This is a genomic window from Rhodococcus daqingensis, assembly GCF_042665615.1.
GTDB classification, from domain to species: domain Bacteria; phylum Actinomycetota; class Actinomycetes; order Mycobacteriales; family Mycobacteriaceae; genus Rhodococcus_G; species Rhodococcus_G daqingensis.
The window spans coordinates 1-17,320 of record NZ_JBHTCS010000026.1; the positions used below are offsets into that span (position 1 = coordinate 1).

General features: G+C 68.0%; 32 protein-coding genes. 28 read left to right on the plus strand and 4 right to left on the minus strand.

Annotated elements, in window-relative coordinates; genetic code table 11:
* The coding region (locus tag ACFQS9_RS21600) for an Ig-like domain-containing protein (protein ID WP_378408491.1) at positions 1-1,314 on the minus strand (1,314 nt) is incomplete at its 3' end.
* A 165-nt stretch (positions 1,315-1,479) separates the two neighbouring features.
* Complete coding sequence (locus ACFQS9_RS21605; protein WP_378408493.1) at positions 1,480-2,070, minus strand: TetR/AcrR family transcriptional regulator; 591 nt, start codon at positions 2,068-2,070, stop codon at positions 1,480-1,482.
* Between the two features lie 54 nt (positions 2,071-2,124).
* Between ACFQS9_RS21605 and ACFQS9_RS21610 the strand changes: the two genes are divergently transcribed.
* Entirely contained in the window at positions 2,125-3,267 is a 1,143-nt protein-coding gene (locus tag ACFQS9_RS21610; RefSeq protein WP_378408495.1) for an acyl-CoA dehydrogenase family protein, read from the plus strand.
* Between the two features lie 23 nt (positions 3,268-3,290).
* Here ACFQS9_RS21610 and ACFQS9_RS21615 read toward each other — a convergent pair whose 3' ends face one another.
* Both ACFQS9_RS21615 and ACFQS9_RS21620 read right to left on the minus strand, forming a co-directional pair.
* Positions 3,291-4,475 carry a tyrosine-type recombinase/integrase gene (locus tag ACFQS9_RS21615; RefSeq protein WP_378408497.1) on the minus strand — a complete coding sequence of 395 codons (1,185 nt, stop codon included), beginning with the start codon at positions 4,473-4,475 and terminating at the stop codon, positions 3,291-3,293.
* Positions 4,476-4,808: 333 nt separating this feature from the next.
* Positions 4,809-5,072 carry a helix-turn-helix transcriptional regulator gene (locus ACFQS9_RS21620; protein WP_378408498.1) on the minus strand — a complete coding sequence of 88 codons (264 nt, stop codon included), beginning with the start codon at positions 5,070-5,072 and terminating at the stop codon, positions 4,809-4,811.
* A 120-nt stretch (positions 5,073-5,192) separates the two neighbouring features.
* Between ACFQS9_RS21620 and ACFQS9_RS21625 the strand changes: the two genes are divergently transcribed.
* The 27 genes from ACFQS9_RS21625 to ACFQS9_RS21755 all read left to right on the plus strand — a co-directional run bounded on the left by ACFQS9_RS21625 (position 5,193) and on the right by ACFQS9_RS21755 (position 17,306).
* On the plus strand, positions 5,193-5,432 hold the full coding sequence (locus tag ACFQS9_RS21625) for a helix-turn-helix domain-containing protein (protein ID WP_378408500.1): 240 nt from the start codon (positions 5,193-5,195) through the stop codon (positions 5,430-5,432).
* On the plus strand, positions 5,429-5,632 hold the full coding sequence (locus ACFQS9_RS21630) for a helix-turn-helix domain-containing protein (RefSeq protein ID WP_378408502.1): 204 nt from the start codon (positions 5,429-5,431) through the stop codon (positions 5,630-5,632). The genes ACFQS9_RS21625 and ACFQS9_RS21630 overlap by 4 nt, the downstream gene beginning before the upstream one ends.
* A gap of 68 nt (positions 5,633-5,700) precedes the next feature.
* On the plus strand, positions 5,701-6,504 hold the full coding sequence (locus ACFQS9_RS21635; RefSeq protein ID WP_378408504.1) for a phage antirepressor KilAC domain-containing protein: 804 nt from the start codon (positions 5,701-5,703) through the stop codon (positions 6,502-6,504).
* Positions 6,501-6,932 (plus strand): hypothetical protein, encoded by a 432-nt coding sequence (locus ACFQS9_RS21640; RefSeq protein ID WP_378408506.1) that lies wholly within the window; start codon positions 6,501-6,503, stop codon positions 6,930-6,932. Before ACFQS9_RS21635 ends, ACFQS9_RS21640 begins: the two co-directional genes overlap by 4 nt.
* A 171-nt stretch (positions 6,933-7,103) precedes the next feature.
* Positions 7,104-7,289: a hypothetical protein gene (locus ACFQS9_RS21645; RefSeq protein WP_378408508.1), complete on the plus strand. Its 186-nt coding sequence runs from the start codon at positions 7,104-7,106 to the stop codon at positions 7,287-7,289.
* Entirely contained in the window at positions 7,286-7,633 is a 348-nt protein-coding gene (locus ACFQS9_RS21650) for a hypothetical protein (protein ID WP_378408510.1), read from the plus strand. The genes ACFQS9_RS21645 and ACFQS9_RS21650 overlap by 4 nt, the downstream gene beginning before the upstream one ends.
* A complete protein-coding gene (locus tag ACFQS9_RS21655; protein ID WP_378408512.1) occupies positions 7,630-8,103 on the plus strand; it encodes an RNA methyltransferase in 474 nt (157 codons plus the stop codon). Before ACFQS9_RS21650 ends, ACFQS9_RS21655 begins: the two co-directional genes overlap by 4 nt.
* On the plus strand, positions 8,100-8,222 hold the full coding sequence (locus tag ACFQS9_RS21660) for a hypothetical protein (RefSeq protein WP_378408514.1): 123 nt from the start codon (positions 8,100-8,102) through the stop codon (positions 8,220-8,222). The genes ACFQS9_RS21655 and ACFQS9_RS21660 overlap by 4 nt, the downstream gene beginning before the upstream one ends.
* Entirely contained in the window at positions 8,222-8,554 is a 333-nt protein-coding gene (locus ACFQS9_RS21665) for a hypothetical protein (RefSeq protein WP_378408516.1), read from the plus strand. Before ACFQS9_RS21660 ends, ACFQS9_RS21665 begins: the two co-directional genes overlap by 1 nt.
* Positions 8,551-8,814, plus strand: a complete 264-nt coding sequence (locus ACFQS9_RS21670) for a hypothetical protein (protein WP_378408518.1) — start codon at positions 8,551-8,553, stop codon at positions 8,812-8,814. The genes ACFQS9_RS21665 and ACFQS9_RS21670 overlap by 4 nt, the downstream gene beginning before the upstream one ends.
* The gene (locus tag ACFQS9_RS21675) at positions 8,807-9,364 is read left to right on the plus strand and encodes a hypothetical protein (protein WP_378408520.1); all 558 of its coding nucleotides are present in this window, start codon (positions 8,807-8,809) and stop codon (positions 9,362-9,364) included. Before ACFQS9_RS21670 ends, ACFQS9_RS21675 begins: the two co-directional genes overlap by 8 nt.
* Positions 9,361-9,660: a hypothetical protein gene (locus ACFQS9_RS21680; RefSeq protein WP_378408522.1), complete on the plus strand. Its 300-nt coding sequence runs from the start codon at positions 9,361-9,363 to the stop codon at positions 9,658-9,660. Before ACFQS9_RS21675 ends, ACFQS9_RS21680 begins: the two co-directional genes overlap by 4 nt.
* Positions 9,657-10,601 (plus strand): ATP-binding protein, encoded by a 945-nt coding sequence (locus tag ACFQS9_RS21685; RefSeq protein WP_378408525.1) that lies wholly within the window; start codon positions 9,657-9,659, stop codon positions 10,599-10,601. Before ACFQS9_RS21680 ends, ACFQS9_RS21685 begins: the two co-directional genes overlap by 4 nt.
* On the plus strand, positions 10,598-11,311 hold the full coding sequence (locus tag ACFQS9_RS21690; protein ID WP_378408527.1) for a hypothetical protein: 714 nt from the start codon (positions 10,598-10,600) through the stop codon (positions 11,309-11,311). Before ACFQS9_RS21685 ends, ACFQS9_RS21690 begins: the two co-directional genes overlap by 4 nt.
* Positions 11,311-11,517: a hypothetical protein gene (locus tag ACFQS9_RS21695; protein ID WP_378408528.1), complete on the plus strand. Its 207-nt coding sequence runs from the start codon at positions 11,311-11,313 to the stop codon at positions 11,515-11,517. Before ACFQS9_RS21690 ends, ACFQS9_RS21695 begins: the two co-directional genes overlap by 1 nt.
* Positions 11,514-12,065, plus strand: coding sequence for a hypothetical protein (locus ACFQS9_RS21700; protein ID WP_378408530.1), 552 nt, complete (start codon positions 11,514-11,516; stop codon positions 12,063-12,065). Before ACFQS9_RS21695 ends, ACFQS9_RS21700 begins: the two co-directional genes overlap by 4 nt.
* Positions 12,062-12,331, plus strand: a complete 270-nt coding sequence (locus ACFQS9_RS21705) for a hypothetical protein (protein ID WP_378408532.1) — start codon at positions 12,062-12,064, stop codon at positions 12,329-12,331. The genes ACFQS9_RS21700 and ACFQS9_RS21705 overlap by 4 nt, the downstream gene beginning before the upstream one ends.
* 1 nt (position 12,332) lies before the next feature.
* Positions 12,333-13,154: a cell division protein FtsK gene (locus ACFQS9_RS21710; RefSeq protein ID WP_378408534.1), complete on the plus strand. Its 822-nt coding sequence runs from the start codon at positions 12,333-12,335 to the stop codon at positions 13,152-13,154.
* Positions 13,155-13,202: 48 nt separating this feature from the next.
* A complete protein-coding gene (locus ACFQS9_RS21715) occupies positions 13,203-13,775 on the plus strand; it encodes a hypothetical protein (RefSeq protein ID WP_378408536.1) in 573 nt (190 codons plus the stop codon).
* The gene (locus tag ACFQS9_RS21720) at positions 13,772-14,128 is read left to right on the plus strand and encodes a DUF7316 family protein (RefSeq protein ID WP_378408538.1); all 357 of its coding nucleotides are present in this window, start codon (positions 13,772-13,774) and stop codon (positions 14,126-14,128) included. Before ACFQS9_RS21715 ends, ACFQS9_RS21720 begins: the two co-directional genes overlap by 4 nt.
* A gap of 29 nt (positions 14,129-14,157) precedes the next feature.
* Complete coding sequence (locus ACFQS9_RS21725; protein WP_378408540.1) at positions 14,158-14,655, plus strand: single-stranded DNA-binding protein; 498 nt, start codon at positions 14,158-14,160, stop codon at positions 14,653-14,655.
* A gap of 29 nt (positions 14,656-14,684) precedes the next feature.
* On the plus strand, positions 14,685-14,921 hold the full coding sequence (locus tag ACFQS9_RS21730; protein ID WP_378408542.1) for a hypothetical protein: 237 nt from the start codon (positions 14,685-14,687) through the stop codon (positions 14,919-14,921).
* Between the two features lie 19 nt (positions 14,922-14,940).
* The gene (locus tag ACFQS9_RS21735) at positions 14,941-15,456 is read left to right on the plus strand and encodes a crossover junction endodeoxyribonuclease RuvC (protein WP_378408544.1); all 516 of its coding nucleotides are present in this window, start codon (positions 14,941-14,943) and stop codon (positions 15,454-15,456) included.
* Positions 15,456-15,656 carry a hypothetical protein gene (locus tag ACFQS9_RS21740; RefSeq protein WP_378408546.1) on the plus strand — a complete coding sequence of 67 codons (201 nt, stop codon included), beginning with the start codon at positions 15,456-15,458 and terminating at the stop codon, positions 15,654-15,656. Before ACFQS9_RS21735 ends, ACFQS9_RS21740 begins: the two co-directional genes overlap by 1 nt.
* Positions 15,653-16,264, plus strand: coding sequence for a metallophosphatase (locus tag ACFQS9_RS21745; RefSeq protein WP_378408548.1), 612 nt, complete (start codon positions 15,653-15,655; stop codon positions 16,262-16,264). The genes ACFQS9_RS21740 and ACFQS9_RS21745 overlap by 4 nt, the downstream gene beginning before the upstream one ends.
* The gene (locus ACFQS9_RS21750) at positions 16,261-17,016 is read left to right on the plus strand and encodes an alpha/beta hydrolase family protein (RefSeq protein WP_378408550.1); all 756 of its coding nucleotides are present in this window, start codon (positions 16,261-16,263) and stop codon (positions 17,014-17,016) included. The genes ACFQS9_RS21745 and ACFQS9_RS21750 overlap by 4 nt, the downstream gene beginning before the upstream one ends.
* Positions 17,013-17,306 (plus strand): hypothetical protein, encoded by a 294-nt coding sequence (locus tag ACFQS9_RS21755; RefSeq protein WP_378408552.1) that lies wholly within the window; start codon positions 17,013-17,015, stop codon positions 17,304-17,306. Before ACFQS9_RS21750 ends, ACFQS9_RS21755 begins: the two co-directional genes overlap by 4 nt.
* Positions 17,307-17,320 lie beyond the last annotated feature (14 nt).

Genomic DNA, 17,320 nt, shown 5'->3' on the forward strand with positions numbered 1-17,320 from the left:
CTTCGCACCCGCCGCATCAAAGGTGTGCGACAACGTCGCCACACCGGCGTTCACCGCAACCGGACCACCGATGTTCGCAGCGCCGTCCTTGAACTGCACCGTGCCAGCAGCGCCAGCCGGAGCAACCGTCGCCTTCAACTCCACCGCAGCACCGACATTCGCCGTCGCAGGCACCGTCACCGTCGTCGTCGTCGCCTCATCCGGAACCGACACCGTCACCGTCGCCGCAGCAGACGTCGAACCCGTGAAACCCGCACCACCCGAATACACCGCAGTAATGCTCTTCGCACCCGCCGCATCAAAGGTATGCGACAACGTCGCCACACCGGCGTTCACCGCAACCGGGCCACCGATGTTCGCAGCGCCGTCCTTGAACTGCACCGTGCCAGCAGCGCCAGCCGGAGCAACCGTCGCCTTCAACTCCACCGCAGCACCCACATTCGCCGACGCGGGGACAGTCAGCGTGGTCGTGGTCGCCTCATCCGGGACCGAAACGGTGACGTTCTGCGGCGCGGACTGCGATCCCTCGGCCCGCGCGGTCGCGAGGTACTTCGCGGACAGGGCGTGTGCGCCACCCGCCGTGGGGGTCCAGGCGTAGGTCGCGGCGCCGTTGTTCAGAGTTCCCGTTCCGAGCTTGGTGGTGCCGTCGTAGAACTCGACGGTGTCACCGTTCGCGCCACCCGCGACGGTCGCACTGAGCGTCGCCGCCTGACCGACCTGAGCATTCGCGACCGCGGCCAGCGTTGTCGTCGAGACGTTCTTGCGAACGGTGATGGTCGGGCCCTTGTCCGGGTAGCTGCCCGAGCCGAGCCCGCCCGAATAGTCCAGACGGGTGGCCAGCGGGACCCCGCGATCGCAGTCCGCGCCGACCCGGTAGGAGAACTCGAACGTATGCGACTTCGGATCGATGTTCGGGTACACGGTCCAGGAACCGGTCACCTTGGCGAAGTCCGGCCCCTGACTCTCCAGCCCTCGCGGGGAACCGTCCACCTTCGCGGAACCCTCGACGTACGTCAGGCACGGCGGATGTACATCCTTGACCTGATTGATGATCTCGAGCGTGGTCCAGGCCTTCCGCTCGAACTTCGTCGATGATGTGATCACATCCCCCTCACCGGGGTTCGCATCACTGATCGTGCGGGTGAAGACGCTGTTGCCGTCGTTCCAGTTCACCGACGCCGGTGCCGCCGACGCGACCGGACCACCGACCCCGAGACCCAGGGCAACAACGGCCGTGGTGCTCGCCGCCGCGGCCGCGCGACGCACTACCGCGTGGGTTCTCGGCTCGCTTCGCAGGCTTCGCTCGGGCGACATTCTCGTTCCTCCATGCATCCAGGGACCGCGCGAATGCATAGCCAGAACCGGTTACAGATCGCACGAAATGCGGAAACCATAACCAACAGTCCGCACCTGCGTTGCCAGAATGAGATGATTGCCCACGCGGACATTTGTCCAACTGTGAAACTGCAGGTCAGAGCCTCACACCGCGAGGCCGTGGGTCAACAGCGTTGCGAGTTCGAGATACGCCTGGGCGTCCGGGAGGCCGGTCGATTCCCTGACCCGACGCTGCTGGATGCGGACCATCATCGCCGCGGCCACGTCCGCCACGAAGGCGGCATTGACGTCCCGGAACTCCCCGGCCCGCACCCCCTCCGTGATCAGCTCCTGCACTCGGACGGCAGCGAACCGGGTGTTGCGTTCGTAGATGTCGCGAGCGGCCGTGTTGTTCGCGAGATCGTCCATGAAACGGGTCGAGGCCGGGCGCAGTTGCTCACCCACCGCCTCCAGATACGCCCCGATCCGTTCGCGCGCACCGACAGCCCCCTCGAGCCGGGACTCGACACGTTCGGTGGCACCCCGAAAGAAGTGCACGGTCGCGGTGCGAACCAGTTGCTCCTTGCTGTCCGCGAGCGCGTAGAGCGTCGACTTCGAGCACCGCAGCCTGCCCGCGATGTCGTCGAGCGTCAGATGGGCGAAACCCTCCTCCAGCAGCAGGGCGACGAGCTGGTCGAGTAGCTGCGCGCGGCGTGCGGCGCCGCGCACGGCGGGGGCGTCGGAGCGGGTTGCCATACTGCTAACAGTACTGCAGTATCTATTTCAGTACTGCAACCGGAGGAGATCGCCGTGCCCGTCGAACGCCTGCTACCCAGCCAGGAAGCCCGCGACCTGATCGAACTGACCCGCGACGTCGCGGACAAGGTGCTGGCACCCAAGGTGAACGAGTTCGAGAAGACGGAGACCTTTCCCGAGGGGGTCTTCCCCGCCCTCGGCCAGGCCGGGTTGCTGAGCCTGCCGTATCCCGAGGAGTTCGGCGGCGGCAACCAGCCGTACGAGGTGTACCTGCAGGTACTCGAGGAACTCGCCGCGCGCTGGGCCGCCGTCGCCGTCGCGACCAGCGTGCACAGCCTCTCCTGCTTCGCGCTGGCCACCCACGGCACCGACGAGCAGAAGTCCCGTTGGCTCCCGGACATGCTGGGCGGCAACACCATCGGCGCGTACAGCCTCTCCGAGCCGCAGGCCGGCTCGGACGCCGCCGCACTGAGCTGCAAGGCGACGCCCGTGGACGGCGGATTCCGGATCAACGGTTCCAAGGCCTGGATCACCAACGGCGGACGGGCCGACTTCTACACCCTGTTCGCGCGAACCAGTGACGACGGCCCGCGGGGCATCTCCTGCCTGCTGGTCGACAAGGACACCGAGGGACTGACCTTCGGCAAGCCGGAGGAGAAGATGGGGCTGCGCGCGGTGCCCACCACGTCCGCCCACTACGACGACGCCTTCGTCCCGCACGAGCGGCTGATCGGCGCGCAGGGACAGGGCCTGCCCATCGCCTTCAGCGCCCTCGACTCGGGCCGGCTCGGTATCGCCGCGGTCGCCGTCGGGCTCGCCCAGGGTGCACTCGACGACGCCGTCGCCTATGCCAAGGAACGTAAGGCCTTCGGCAAGCGGATCATCGACCACCAGGGCCTCGGATTCCTGCTCGCGGACATGGCCGCCGCGGTGGACTCGGCGCGGGCCACCTACCTGGACGCGGCCCGCCGACGCGACGCAGGCGTCCCCTACTCCCGCAACGCCAGCGTCGCGAAGCTCGTCGCCACGGATGCCGCGATGAAGGTCACCACCGACGCCGTCCAGGTGTTCGGTGGATACGGTTACACCCAGGACTTCCCGGTGGAGCGGTACATGCGCGAGGCCAAGATCACCCAGATCTTCGAAGGAACCAATCAGATTCAGCGGCTCGTGATCGCCCGATCCCTGGCCGGCTGACGAAATCTAGCAGGTCAGCAGGGCTATCCGAGCGATCCTCGCCGGGCCGGTTGACTCGCCCCGCCCGGCCCCTCCGCGCCCTCGGCGACCGCGGTCCCGGCCCGGTCCCGGTTCAGCATCTTGTCCATCGCCGATCGGGTCCGCTCATCCTCGCCGGGCCACAGGTGCGTGTAGATCTCGAGCGTCGTTGCAGCCTTCGCGTGCCCGAGTCGCTCCTGCACGGTCTTCACGCTCGCCCCGGAGTGGATCAGCGTCGATGCGTAGAAGTGCCGCAGGCTGTGCCACGTCACCACGTCGTCTAGGCCGCAGCGCTTCCGCACCGCGCGAAACGACTTCCCCAACGTCGACGACGACCACATGCGGCCAGACATGGTGCGGAAGATCGGCAGGCTGCGATCCGCACAGGGGTTCTCGGCCAGCTCCTCGGCGAGAGCGTCGAGAGCGACCTGAGGTAGGGGCAGCACGCGCTCAGCGGCGGGCGTCTTGAGCGGTGCCCACTCGAACGCCGCCGTCCCGGTCTTGGACTGTTCGGTGATTGAGGCCTCGCGCCGAAGGAAGTCGACCGAACGGATACGCAGACCGGCGATCTCTCCCGCGCGCACACCGAGCGCTGCGCCGACGATGATCATCCGTGCGAGCGTGCGCTGCTCGCGCACCCACCGGGTCGTTCCCTTCCGCGCGCCGGCACGTGCGGCTTCCGCCAGGGTCCACACGTCGTCCGCGGAGATGAGCTCGGCGGTCGTCACTGCCTTGTGCGTCCGCCGCTTCTTCCCCTTGAGGCTGGCGTACGGCGACTTTCGGAGCAGGCCGTCGTCGACGGCCATCGTTAGGCATCCGGCCAGCTGCCCGGCGAAGTTCTTCACGGTGTTCTCGCCCAGGCCTTCGCAACCGGGCAGCCAGGTTCGCCCCGCGCTGAGGGTGTGTGTCCACGCGCGAATGTGACTCGTGCGCAGCCGTCCGATCGCAATTCCCTCGAGGTCTCCGAGGTTGCGGCCGACGAGCTCACGGACCTTGCGTGTGCCGTCGGTGTGTGCGGCAGCCGTCCATGCATGCCACAGCTGCCCTACCGTCGTCTCCTGCGACGTCGGATCGATCCAGTCGCCCTCGCGCACTTCCTTCTCGCGGTCAGCAACCCAGGCCTTCGCCAGCTTCTCGAGCTCGAAGGTTTTCGATCGTTCCTTGCCGTCGGCGCCAACGTAGCGGGCCACCCACCGAACTCTGCCGTTGCGGATTCGCTTCTGCGGCTTCATGTTGGCCAACTCCAATTTGGATGGATTCGAATAAGTTGACTGTTGGATGACAGTTTTAGGCGGTACCGTATTTTGACCTTGGCCGACCCTTTAGGATGCGGGCTACCGAGGTTTGTTCTGCCTTACCGGGGAAATGCCGTTCACACCAAAGAGGTCTCGCACATGCATACCGCCACCGCTCCCATGTCCGCCTGCGTTGCCGCTACCACGGAGCCTGTAATCGCCCGCCGCGCCGCGGATCTCAATGCAACCGACCTGGTCGCGATGGCCCGGGCAGCCAGCCTGCCGGTGTCAGAGTTGTTTTCCATCTAGCGCATCCTGAACCGCTTGAAGTAGCTCGGCAGGCGTAACGCCGAGCGCCCGCGCAATTGCGTACGCCTGCTGCATATCCATGTCGCGCTCGGCATTCTCGATTCTCCCAATTGCCGCTCGACTAATTCCTGATGCCCTGATTAGGTCGGCCTGCGTCATGCGTCGACGGCCCCGTAGCGCTCGTATCTCATTCGCAATGGCGTTGCGGATCTCGTCCCGCTCCGTGTCTCTAGTGGCATCCATGCGGAGGATGATAGCCGCCATCCTGCGTCACATGTACCCCAATGTGCTGAACCGATCAAGATGACATCGGTGTAATTCATGTGTTGCATTGGCCTCCATTTGGAGGCTAACGTCCTCTGCATGACAGCGAATGAGCTACCAGAGGCGGCAGCCCGTGGTTCTACGGATGCGATCCGCCGCCGAATGCGTACGGCTGGTGTCACCCAACGTCAGCTCGCCAAGGCCATCGGAATCTCTCGATCGACCATGAGGCGACGCCTCAACGGCGAGCGAGAGATGCGGGCCGCTGACGTCCTGAAGATCGCCCGCTTCCTCGAAGTGCCACTGACAGACCTGATCCCGGACGAGGGGCAGCCGTGAGCGCTACGCACATCTCAGTGAAGGACCTCGCCGCGCGATGGGGCTGCACCAAGGTCGCGATCTACCGGCAGGTCGAGAGCGGCCGGATCAAGGCCCTCCGGATCGGGCAGGTGATCCGAATCCCTCTCAGTGCCGTCGAGGAGTACGAGCACGCGAACACAACGGGCCCGGTCACGAGAAGTGCCCGACGTCGAGCATGAAGAAGCCGCCAGGTGCGGACACACCTGACGGCCAGCGTCTGACCAGAATCCACAGAAAGTAGGTAGACATGGCGAATGCTACGGCACCTGCGCCGATCGACACAGAGTCACCGTTCGACGCAATCTGTCAGCCGTGCCCGCAGGGCGGCGAGGACCTCTGGTCCACCCGCGTTCTGCAGGAGATGATGGGCTACCCCCGTTGGAATGAGTTCGAGCCCGTCATCGAGCGAGCGAAGGCAGCCGCGCACAACCAGGGCTTCAACCCGAAGATCCTTTTCAGGGTCAACACTGAAAAGTCCGGTGGCCGACCGAGAGTCGACTACCTGATCACTCGGTTCGCCGCGTACCTGATCTCGATGAATGGGGACCCCCGGAAACCTGAGGTAGCCGCGGCACAGGCGTACTTCGCGATCCGCACCCGCGAAGCGGAGACCCGGCCCGCGCCGACCGCGCTGCCGGACCGGCGCGCACTGGCACAGATGGTCATCGACGCCGAGGACGGCCGCGCGCTGGCCGAGGCGAAGGTCGCCGAGCTCGAGCCGTCGGCGGCCGCGTGGGATGCGCTCGGTCAGGCGGCGGGCGACTACTCACTCCGCGAGGCCGCGCAGATCCTCTCCCGCGATCCCGCCATCGCGACCGGACAGAACCGGCTGAACGTCACGCTCGCCGAGCTCGGCATGGTCGACAAGACCGGGCAGCCGTACCAGAAGCACATCAACCACCTTGTGCGCCGGCCCCGCTCGTACGACCACCCTCGAACCGGTGAGCCGCAGCTGACCCACCAGATCCGAATCACCGTGCCGGGCCTGACGTATCTGCATCAGAAGCTCGGCGGTGTGAAGCCGCTCCGCCTCGACGAGGTGCAGCGATGATGCATCGGATCGAGGCTAAGCCTGGCCGCGCAGGCACGCACGTGTACATGGTCGAGGAGATGTCCTGCGGCCGGTGGGTCGAGGTCGCGGGCCCGTTCACCACCTGGCAGGCCGCGGAGCAGTACATGAACGCGCGGGCCGCGGGTCCCGGTTCGCGGCCACCGGCGCCCCTCACGCACGACGACGTCCGAGCCATCGTGCATGAGGAGATCAACCGGGGGTACCTCGAGGCCGCCCCAGGAGCATTCGCCGCGTTGAGGTCGCTAGTCGACGAGCGTTACAGGAGTTCCCGCGGTGACGTGCACGTCGATGCGATCGAACAGCTCGCCGAGGCCCGGCTTCGAGCGGCGCAGGTGGTCGCCGAACAGATGGCCGCCGACCGGGCGTGCGCATGCGCGCAGGCCGCCGACCGCCACAAGGTCAGGTGACCGTGCGCCGAGTTCTGGTTGCGTCCACCTCTGCCCTGGCCTTCGTCCTCGTCGGCATCGGCTGGATCCTGCAGCACCTGATCCCCTAACCCCCCCAACACCTTTCCCCAGTGCAAGCGCAGGCCACCACCTGCGCCGACCCTCTGCACCCAAATTCAGGAGACCCCCGCCATGAGCAACACCATCACCGTCGAATCCATCTACGAGCGTGAGGGCCTCGCGCTCCCCCCGAAGCGCCGCGCCCAGCACCACCGCGGCGTACCGGTCGCGATCTTCATCGCCGCCGACTTCTCGGAGAAGTTCACCAAGCACGCGGCGCGCTCCGGCGTGCGCGCCGGAGCGCTGGTGGCCGCGTGATGCGCACGGTGTCGATTCACTTCCAGCCGCCCGCCGACGATCCGCTCAAGGTTCCGCGCCCGGTGCACCTGCACCGCGGCGCCTCAGGCAGCCTCGCCCAGTTCGGCGGCGAGTTCGGCCGCGGCCACCTGCTCGGGCTGTCCAGCACCGAGGCCGCGCCCGCCGACTTCACCGACCCCGACCAGTGGATCGACGTCGGCGACCTGTTCGAGCTGATCGCCGAGACCAAGGTCAACACCGCGCGGACGGCCGACTTCTACCGCGGCTGGTACCCGGCCGTCATCGGGCCCGACGGCATCGCGACCTCCCTCATCCCCGTCGACCGGATCGAGGTGGCAGCGTGACCGGGTTCTTCGGCATCGCCGTCTACCACCCCAAGCACGAGGTCAACGTCGGCACCCTCTGGCGATCCGCGTTCACCTACAACGCATCGCTGCTCGCCACCATCGGCGCCCGCTACGAGCCGCAGGCGTCCGACACCTGCAAGACACCGCTGTCGGTGCCGTTGCACCACTACGACGACATCGACGACCTAATCCGGCATGTGCCGCACCGGTGCCCGATCGTCGGCGTCGAGCTCGACGCGCGCGCCGTGCCGCTGACCGACTTCGTGCACCCCGACCGGGCGATGTACCTGCTCGGCGCCGAGGACCACGGGCTGCCCGAGCGCGTGCTGGACCTGTGCCACTACGTCGTGCAGATCCCGACGCCGGCCCGCTGGTCGCTAAACGTCTCGGTGGCCGGGTCGATCCTGATGCACGACCGGGTCGCGAAGTCGGCCGCCCCGCGCACCGCGGCGGGAGTGGTCGCGTGAACGCCTACGAGTACTGGCAGTGGCTCAAGCTGCACCTGCTCTCCGCCGAGATGCTCTGGATGTACGCCACCGGCGGAACGTTCGGCGCTGCCTTCTATTTCGCGGCCGGGGGTGCGTGATGGCCGAACAGATGACGCTCGCCCAATACGAGGCGCAGGTCGACGCGAAGTACGCGCGAATGCGGGAGCGACAGCAGTCCGACCTGCACGCGCAGACACGTAAGGACCACTGGCTGCTGGTCGACCCGACCGGGGAGGTCGACGGCGTCATGACCCGACGCCGCGCCGGGTCCCCCACGCAAGCCTTCGAACTGTTCTTCACCAGCAAGAAGGAGCGACACAAGGCGTCTGCGGAGGGCTGGCACATCGAGGTCGACGACGTCGACGGAACCCGTTGGGCCGCAGCGTGCGAGCGAATCAGCGAGACAGACGAGAAGGAGACAGATCGGTGAGCGAGTTCATCGACGGCCACAACAAGACCGTGATCACGGTCGAGAACGGACGCCTGTTCATCGACGGCTACCGGCGCGGCACCCGCGACCCCGAGGAGTGGCTGCCCGCGTACCGGGCATCGCATCCGGTCGACGACATCCGTGAGGACATCGACGACCTGACCGCAGGCGACGACGGCGCCGTGGACCGCGCATACGACCAGCTCCGCGACTACCGACTGATCAACGACCAGACCCACAGAGGGGCCACCGATGACTGACCAGAAGACCACCGCGCTGCACCTGATCGCGCTTGGCCAGCTGCAGAAGATGATCAAGGCCGAGATCGACACCCGCCGCGCCACACTGCACGCCGGTATGGACGAGGGTGACCGCGTCGCCGTCCACGTCAAGCTCGACGACGAGAAGGTGAAGCTCGGCACCGTCCTCAAGACCGAACCGACCACCGCCCTCGCGGTCGTCGATCCCCTGGCGCACGAGGCGTGGGCGCTCGAGAACATGGGCGAGAACCACGTCACCTCCTACGAATTCGTCGACCCTGCCGCGGTCGCCGCGGTCCTGCGCGAGCACGCCCCGCACCTCATCACCAAGGTGACCCAGCGGCCGTCGCCTCAGTGGCTCAACGAGGTGCTCGTGCTCGCCGGCCGCGGCGAGGGACCGATCCCGGACGGCGTTGAGCCGGTGAAGGCGGACCCGGTCCTGCAGGTGCGGCCGAACGCGGACACCGTGCCGACCACGATCCCCGAGTTGTGGCGACGCGCCATGCTCGACCTCGGCGAGCTCCTCGCGATCGAGGGCGGTGGCGAGTGAGCGAGTCTCCCCGCGCGCCACTGTCCGGGTCGTGGTCGATGCCCGACACCCTGACCGGGCTCGCCGCACCGCCACCGCGACCGACCGGCGTATGCATCCGCCGCACCCGCCCCGGCCGGACTCACCCGCAGTACATCGACTGCAACGTCGTACCGGCCGGCGCCGACGCCGATGGGACCTACTGGTGGGTTCCGGTCCCGGTCATCGACACGTGGATCGATCCGGCCACCGACCGAATCCTGCACGACAAGCTGCCGCCCAACACGGGCATCCAAGGAACGGAGGTTCGAGCGTGATCGCATTCGAGCCCGCAACGAAGGACGAAGCGAAGGCCCGCATCGCCCTCTGCGGCCCCGCCGGATCCGGCAAGACGTACACCGGCCTCGCGCTCGCCTTCAGCCTCGGGAAGCGCGTCGTCGTCGTCGACACCGAGCGCGGCAGCGCGTCGAAGTACGTCGGCGTCAACGGCTGGCAGTTCGACCGGCACAACGCGGTCCGCTACTCGCCCGCCTCGCTGGTCGAGATCCTCGGCTCCGCGGCCGGGCAGTCGTACGACGTGCTGCTGCTCGACTCGTGGTCGCATTACTGGGAGGGCGTCGACGGGATGCTCGAGCAGGTCGACCAGCGCGCCAAGAGCGGCAACAGTTTCTCGGGGTGGAAGGAGGCCCGGCCCGACGAGCGCCGCATGATCGACGCGCTGCTCGCGTTTCCCGGGCACGTGATCGTCACGATGCGGTCCAAGGTCGAGTACGTCGTCGAGGAGGACGACCGCGGGAAGAAGGTGCCGCGCAAGGTCGGGCTGAAGCCGATCCAGCGCGACGGTGTCGAATTCGAGTTCGACATCGTCGGCGACCTCGACCTCGACAACACGCTGACCGTCAGCAAGACGCGGATGCCGGCCCTCGCGCGCGCCGTCATCCACGAGCCGGGCGTGGCCCTCGCCGAGCAGGTGCGCGAGTGGCTCGAGGACGGCGTCGAGCGCCCGACCGTCGCCGAGTACCGGGACCGCGTGCTCGCCGACGATCACACCGCGGCGTCGATGCTCGCGCTGCATCGCGAGCTCGAGGGGCAGCTGATGCTCGGCGCGCCGACGACCAACGCCGAGGGCGAGCCGACGACGCTGCGCGACCTCGTCATGGTGCGTGGTCTGGCGCTCCGTGACGCGGAGAAGGCCGCCGCCGCCGCGGGCGACCAGCCGTCGACCGCGGGCACACCGACCGACGGGGGTGCAGCATGACCTTCACCGACGACCAGCGCCGCCTGATCGAGGAGCACGACCCGGTCATCGTCTGCCGGATCGCGGCCAGCCCGGACGACACGATCGAGTGGCTGCGATCGACGCACATGGGCGGAACCGTGAGCCACAAGCCGTGGCGCGACGCCGGATACTGGCGACAGGTCGACAGCTCGGGCCTGACCATCGCCCGCTGGGATCACTTCACTGTCAACGCGCCGCGAGAAGTCCTGTGCCGCATCACGTGGCGGGCGCTCACCACATGGTCGGCCGCGCTCCCTCAGGCCCTGCGTGAGGCGGCCCGCGCCGCGGCCTACCCGGGCACCGCCGAGGCGTGCCGGCCGATCGTGCAGCAGATACTCGCCCCGGCCCCGCCCGCCACGCATACAGAAGTCCACCCGTGCGGATACCGGGAACAGCTGCGCACCGGCCGCTGCCAGCTCCACGGCGACCGCAAACCCTCCCCGCACCTGTGGGGCGTCGCCCTGCTCATCGAGACGCCGACACCGCACCTGCACCCGTGGATGCACTGCCCGGACGAGGCCACCGCCCGCGATCGCCTCGAGCACCAAATCGCGATCCAGCGTCCGGGTCAGCCGCTGCCGGTGCTGGTCCGCCGATCCGACATGGCCGACCCGTGGGAGATCGCCGAGACAACACCGCCCGCTGAACCAGCGGACCTGCTCGAGCTGCTCGCGTTGGGGGTGGCCTGATGTCCATCACCCTCGAGCAGGCCCGCAGCAACACCGGTGCGCGAGTCGCCTACACGAGCCCGGAAACCCGCCACGTGGCCGGATTCGGCGTCATCACCGGCATCGGCGATCGCGGCCTGGTGCTCGTCCGATATGGCCTCACCGGCGACGGCCCCGAACACCTCACCCATCCCGACAACCTGTCACTCGTAGGAGCAAAGCCATGACCGAGAACGCCATCGACAGCCAGATCACCGTGACGCTGACCATCGGACTCGACACCATCGTCAGCACCGAGCACGAGTACGACCGCGACGGCGGCTATCAGGGGCAGCGAGAGGTGACCCTCCTCGAGGCGGTCGCCGAGCGTATTGCACGGCAGCTCACCAAGGACGCCCGCGAACAGATCGACTACGCCGGGGTGCGGCGCCGTGTCGACGACGCGATCACCGAAATGGTCTCGGTGAAGCTCGCGGACTTCACCGAGCGCGAGATCGTCCCGACCGACAGCTACGGCAACCCGAAGGGTCCGGCGCGCACGATCGCCGAGGAGATCGTGACCGCTGCCGCCGGGTGGTGCAACCAGCCGAGCGGCGAGTACGGCCGGGGCGGAACGCGGCTGCAGAAGATCATCCGCGAGGAGATCGATCGCCAGTTCACCAAGGAACTCAAGGGCGCGATCGACGAAGCGAAGGCCACCGTGACGGCCAAGGTGCGCGACCACGCCGCGCAGCTGCTGGCCGACACCCTCACCGCCGCCGGCGGTGCGTCGTGAAGTCGACGCGGTGCACGACGTGCGGTGAACGGATCTTCTTCGCGGCGACGCCGAACGACGAGAGCGTGCCCATCGATGCGGTGCCGGCCGCGGACGGGAATCTGTCGGTCACCTTCTCTGATCCGCCTCGGGCGGTGCTCGTGCTCCGCGCCAAGGCCGACGCCATGCGCGCCGCTGGAATCCAGCTGTACCGCCCCCATTTCGCGAGCTGCCCACAGGCGGACCACCACCGCCGCAGCCCGCGCACCACCTCGAGGAGGCGCTGACATGGCCATCACCATCGGAACGAAGGTACTGGTGGACCTGCTGACCGACCTCGTCGCCACGGCGGGCGAGGTCCGCGGCGTGCACCTGCGCACCGTGCTCGGCCCGGACGGCGACGAGCCGGGCGACACCACACTGCTCGTGGGCACGTCGACGAACGGCGCGGTGCTCGGCCACACGTGGTCGCAGTGCTCTGGCCAGCTCCCGCCGATGATCTGGCCGACAGTCAACTGCCGGGTGCTGATCGGCGCGCTCAAGGGGCTCGCGAAGGGCGACAAGGCGCACGCGGTCGACGTGGCGCTCGAGGGCGACACAGTCACCGTGGTGGAGGCGGCGACGCTGTTCGACGACGGGGCCCGCGTCGAGTTTCAGGTCGGTGACCTCGAGCCGTGGCCAACCGACAGGGTCTGGCGGATCCTCGACGGCGCACCGCTGCCGACCCCACGCGACGACCGGGGCCTCGACATGCCGTCGACGCCGCGCAGCACCTGGGCGCCGAGCTCGCTCACGACGCTCGCGCAGATCGCGACCCGCCGCAAGGAGTCGCTGCACCTGTTCCAGACGCACTCGAACCAGATTCACCGCGCGCAGATCGGCGATCGGTGGGTTGGGGCGATCGCCCCGCTGACGGCGTGGAACCACGACGACCCGGACAAGCCGAACACCGACGTGCACCTCGAGCGACCAGACGAGCTCGACCTCAGGTGGCTCGCCGGATACAGCGGCGGGGTGTTCGTCGGTGAGACCACGTTCCCGGACGAGAAGCCGGCCGACGAGCCGCTCCCGGGCCTGGCCGTGGTGCCGGAAGTCCGCGGCGAGGAGTGATGAGCAGATGGTGCCCGGTCGGGGCGAGACGGAAGGAGGGGCGGCGGCGTGGCGTGGCAGTTGGTGAAGGAAGTGCTCGACGGCGCGCCGCCGCAACTCGGCCCGTCCGAGCGTCTCGTGCTCGTCGCGCTCGCCGAGTGGGCGGACGTCGATCAGCGGGTGTGCTGGCGGACCTCGGCCGAATTGGCGGCCCGGGTGGGTGTCTCCGAGGACGGTCTGAGGAAGGTGCTGCAGCGCCTCGCGAAGTGCAATCTCGACCCGCGTCTGCCGATCTCGTTCTCCGCGTCGGGATCTCCCGTGTTCGCGCATAAGGGTCGCGCGACGACGTTCCGTCTGCCGTTCATGACGGAGTGGACCGACCCGAAAGGCGGGACTGACGTACCGCCTTTGAGTTGTCCACAGCCTGTTAGCAATTCATCCACAGGCGGGACGGAGGTACCGGCTTTGTTCGACGCAAAGGCGGTACTCCCGTCCGCAAAGGCGGTACCCCAGTACCTCAAAGGCGGTACCCCAGTACCGCCCAGTCCTTCCGAAACCAATAGAAACCAATCTCTTTCGCGCGAGCCGGGTCCGAGTTATCCACAGCCGCGCTCATTCACAGCCCTAGGAGGCACACGATGACGAACATCTCCGCGACCGTCGAGGTCGTCACCGAGTACGGGATCCGCACGCCGGACGGCGAGATCCACTGGGTGGAGTTCACGCCGCCCCCGGGAGGGATGGCGTGCTACGCCATCCACCCGGACCAGCCCGGCCAGCTCCAGGGGCTCGCGAAGGATCTCGCGAAGTGGGCACGCGACAGCCACCTCGACGTCGACGCCGTGCTCACCAGCCACGCGCTCGTCGAACGGCAGATCACCATCGTTCGCACCGATCCGACGCTCGTCGACAACCTCCGCCAGCACACCGGGATCGACGCGGCCACGCCTGTGTCCATGTCTGTGCCGTCGCCTCGCCCCACGTCCCCGTTCTGACCAGCAGACCTCGAGAGGAGAACACCACCATGGCAGGCGAAACCATCATCACGATCATCGGCAACCTGACGGCCGATCCGGAGCTCCGTTTCACCCCGGCCGGGGCCGCGGTCGCGAACTTCACCGTCGCATCGACCCCGCGGTCGTTCGACAAGAACGCCAACGAGTGGAAAGACGGAGCCGCGCTGTTCATGCGCTGCAACGCCTGGCGGGAGATGGCCGAGAACATCGCCGAGTCCCTCACCCGCGGATCCCGCGTCATCGTGTCCGGCCGACTCAAGCAGCGGTCGTACGAGACCCGTGAGGGCGAGAAGCGCACCGTCATGGAGTTGGAGGTCGACGAGATCGGCCCCTCGCTCAAGTACGCCACCGCGAAGGTCAACAAGGCCCAGAGGTCCGGCGGCGGCAGCGGCGGCGGGTACGCGGGCAACCAGGACCGCGGACGCAGCGGCCAGGCAGACGACCCGTGGGGCAGCGCACCGCAGTCCGGCGGGTTCGGCGGCAGCAACGACGAACCCCCGTTCTGACCGCCCAGCCAATACCAGGAGCCACCGACATGCCAACCGACACACTCACCCCCGCCCACCTCGTCGCCGGACCGCGGCCGGACACCCCAGCCCCGAAATTCGCTGCAGGCGACCACGTCACCATCGACGGCGTCAACGGCACATGGCGCATCGACCGGATCCGCGGCGGCTGGGCGGGCCTGACCCGTCTCGACCAACCCACAGGACGCAAGAAGAGAGCGAAAACGCCTCGGCGACAGACACCGCCGTGTTCCTGCACCGACTGACTCTGATCGGAGAAACCGAGTGAGCACACCCATGGTCATCGGTGTCGACCCCGGCGCCCGCGACACCGGCCTCTGCGTCATCGCCGGCCGCGACGTCGTCACCCACGACACCGTCAACAACCCGCACGACCTGTTCCCCGCCCACGAGAACTACCTGCACCACGTCGTGCTGCGCCTCAACGAGCTCGTGCTCGAGCACGACTGCCGCCTGATCGCCGTCGAGTCGATCCGCCGCCCGAACTGGCACATGAAGGGCCGCGCCGCCGCGGACCCCTCGGCACTGCTCGCAACCGCGGAGGTACTCGGCGCGGTCCTGTCGCACCGGTGGCTGCGGTCCCCGATCGTGCAGGTTCCGCCGGGCCGCAACGGATCCAACGTCCTGGGCGCCTACCCGACCGAGCTCGTCTCCGCGTCCGAGCGCCGCGCGGCGGGATGGCAGCTCAAGGTCGGCGGCGGGAAGCTGCGCCACGCCCGCAGCGCGTACGACGTCGCAGTGAGCGGCGCACACCTTCACCTGAACGGAGCGATCGCCTGATGGCCGACCAGATCACCCCCGAGCAGAAGCGCGCCATCGCAGCCCAGGTGCTGACCGAGCGCGCTGACGAGTTGGCCGAAATGGCCGGACGCATGAGAGCGGAGAGCCCGTTGGTCGGTGCCGCGGCAAGTGTCGTCGTCGACCACCTGCGCGGCTACATCAAGTACCGCCTTCCCTTCGATTTCGAGGAGTCCGAATGAGCGTCTACTTCACATCCGACCTGCACCTCGGCCACGCCAAGATCGCCGAGCACCGCGGCTACGGCACCACGGAGCACCACGACACCGCGATCTACGGCGCACTCTGCGCACTGCCCCGAGGCAGCCAGCTATGGATCCTCGGCGACATCTCCGCCGGCAGCCGAGGTGCCGAGACCTACGCCCTTGCCATGCTCGGCGCCATCGCCAACGAGGGTGTCGAGCTGCACCTGATCGCGGGCAACCACGACTCGTGCCACCCGATGCACCGCGACGCTCACAAGCACCAGCGCCGGTTCCTCGACGTGTTCTGGACAGTGCAGCCGTTCGCCCGCCGCAGGATCGGCGCCGAGCCGGTGCTGCTGTCGCACTTCCCGTACAAGGGCGACCACACCCCACAGGACCGGGCCACGCAGTACCGGCTCCGCGACGAGGGCATGTGGCTGCTGCACGGCCACACCCACGCACCCGACCGCCTGTCGGGCGGCCGCATGGGGCCCGACGGACGCTGGTGGACCGGGCACCGGCAGATCCACGTCGGCTGGGACGCCTGGCAACGCCCCGTCCACCTCGACGAGCTCGATGAGCTCATCGCGGGCGGTGCATCGTGATCACCGTCCTCGCATGCCGCGGCATCGGCGAGTCACTCGAAGCGAACACCCTCAATGACGTCACCCGCCACCTTGACCCCGAGCACTTCCGGGTCGTCGAGGTGCCGTGGCCGGCGTCCTACGGCCCGGCGCCACTGCTGGTGGGTCCGGCGTTCGACGAGTCGCTGCGCACCGGACACACGATGCTCCTGAACCGCGTACTCGCGACCAAGGGACCGATCGTGCTCCTCGGCTACTCGGGCGGCGCCGCGCTGGTCGGCAACGTCGCCGCCGCGCTCACCCCGCTGCAGGCCAACATCATCGGCGTCGGCCTCATCGCGGACCCGTTCATGCCCGAATGGGCGTCGCCCGGCGCCGGCGAATTCGGCATCGCCGGATCGCGCAGCATCATCGCCGGATTCCCGGTCTGGTGGCTCTGCGACCCCAACGACGTCATCGGTCGCTGCCCGCGGAACTCGCCGCTCCGCACGGTCACCGACCAGACGCGCGCGTTCAGCCTCGCGAACCTGCTCGGCTGGGGCGCCGACCTCGCGCGGCGGCTGACGCTGCAGGAGTGGCAACAGGTCGCGATCAACTGGCGCGATCCTTCCGAGGTCCGGGCCATCTACGCCCGTGCACGCCGCGGGCTCGCGGGCTACCTCGTTCGCGGCGACCACCAGAGCTACCACCTGCGCACGATGCCCGGCCAAGGCGTGACTTACACGCGGTGGTTGGCCAATCGGATCAACGAGCTTGAGAGGAGCCACCGATGAGTGACCTCGTCCCGGATGACCAGATCGAGCGAATCGTCGGCGTAGGTCGGCACCGCAAGGCCCATTTCGGCCGCGCAGTGTCGAGCGAGCAGACCGTCTATGTCCTGCACTCGCGTGAGTGCCGCGACAGCGGAAGGGATCTTCGCGAGTGCCGATACTCCGTGGCACTCGACCTCGGGATCGACCCGGATCGGTGGGCCGGAGACCAGGACGTGCCCGTGGTCCTCGGCGTCTGGAACGGACGACTGATCCCGCTGCTCCGTGCCTCCGAGACGGGCGGGAAAGCGTGATCCGGCGAAGGTGG

Excerpts from the sequence above, each read along its gene's own strand:
- ACFQS9_RS21665 (WP_378408516.1), top strand. The coding sequence starts at position 8,222 with ATGGCCGAACAGATGACGCTCGCCCAATACGAGGCGCAGGTCGACGCG.
- ACFQS9_RS21745 (WP_378408548.1), top strand. The coding sequence starts at position 15,653 with ATGAGCGTCTACTTCACATCCGACCTGCACCTCGGCCACGCCAAGATC.
- ACFQS9_RS21690 (WP_378408527.1), top strand. The coding sequence starts at position 10,598 with ATGACCTTCACCGACGACCAGCGCCGCCTGATCGAGGAGCACGACCCG.
- ACFQS9_RS21720 (WP_378408538.1), top strand. The coding sequence starts at position 13,772 with ATGACGAACATCTCCGCGACCGTCGAGGTCGTCACCGAGTACGGGATC.
- ACFQS9_RS21635 (WP_378408504.1), top strand. The coding sequence starts at position 5,701 with ATGGCGAATGCTACGGCACCTGCGCCGATCGACACAGAGTCACCGTTC.
- ACFQS9_RS21710 (WP_378408534.1), top strand. The coding sequence starts at position 12,333 with ATGGCCATCACCATCGGAACGAAGGTACTGGTGGACCTGCTGACCGAC.
- ACFQS9_RS21605 (WP_378408493.1), bottom strand. The coding sequence starts at position 2,070 with ATGGCAACCCGCTCCGACGCCCCCGCCGTGCGCGGCGCCGCACGCCGC.
- ACFQS9_RS21640 (WP_378408506.1), top strand. The coding sequence starts at position 6,501 with ATGATGCATCGGATCGAGGCTAAGCCTGGCCGCGCAGGCACGCACGTG.
- ACFQS9_RS21740 (WP_378408546.1), top strand. The coding sequence starts at position 15,456 with ATGGCCGACCAGATCACCCCCGAGCAGAAGCGCGCCATCGCAGCCCAG.
- ACFQS9_RS21675 (WP_378408520.1), top strand. The coding sequence starts at position 8,807 with ATGACTGACCAGAAGACCACCGCGCTGCACCTGATCGCGCTTGGCCAG.
- ACFQS9_RS21620 (WP_378408498.1), bottom strand. The coding sequence starts at position 5,072 with ATGGATGCCACTAGAGACACGGAGCGGGACGAGATCCGCAACGCCATT.
- ACFQS9_RS21725 (WP_378408540.1), top strand. The coding sequence starts at position 14,158 with ATGGCAGGCGAAACCATCATCACGATCATCGGCAACCTGACGGCCGAT.
- ACFQS9_RS21695 (WP_378408528.1), top strand. The coding sequence starts at position 11,311 with ATGTCCATCACCCTCGAGCAGGCCCGCAGCAACACCGGTGCGCGAGTC.
- ACFQS9_RS21625 (WP_378408500.1), top strand. The coding sequence starts at position 5,193 with ATGACAGCGAATGAGCTACCAGAGGCGGCAGCCCGTGGTTCTACGGAT.
- ACFQS9_RS21730 (WP_378408542.1), top strand. The coding sequence starts at position 14,685 with ATGCCAACCGACACACTCACCCCCGCCCACCTCGTCGCCGGACCGCGG.
- ACFQS9_RS21755 (WP_378408552.1), top strand. The coding sequence starts at position 17,013 with ATGAGTGACCTCGTCCCGGATGACCAGATCGAGCGAATCGTCGGCGTA.
- ACFQS9_RS21645 (WP_378408508.1), top strand. The coding sequence starts at position 7,104 with ATGAGCAACACCATCACCGTCGAATCCATCTACGAGCGTGAGGGCCTC.
- ACFQS9_RS21700 (WP_378408530.1), top strand. The coding sequence starts at position 11,514 with ATGACCGAGAACGCCATCGACAGCCAGATCACCGTGACGCTGACCATC.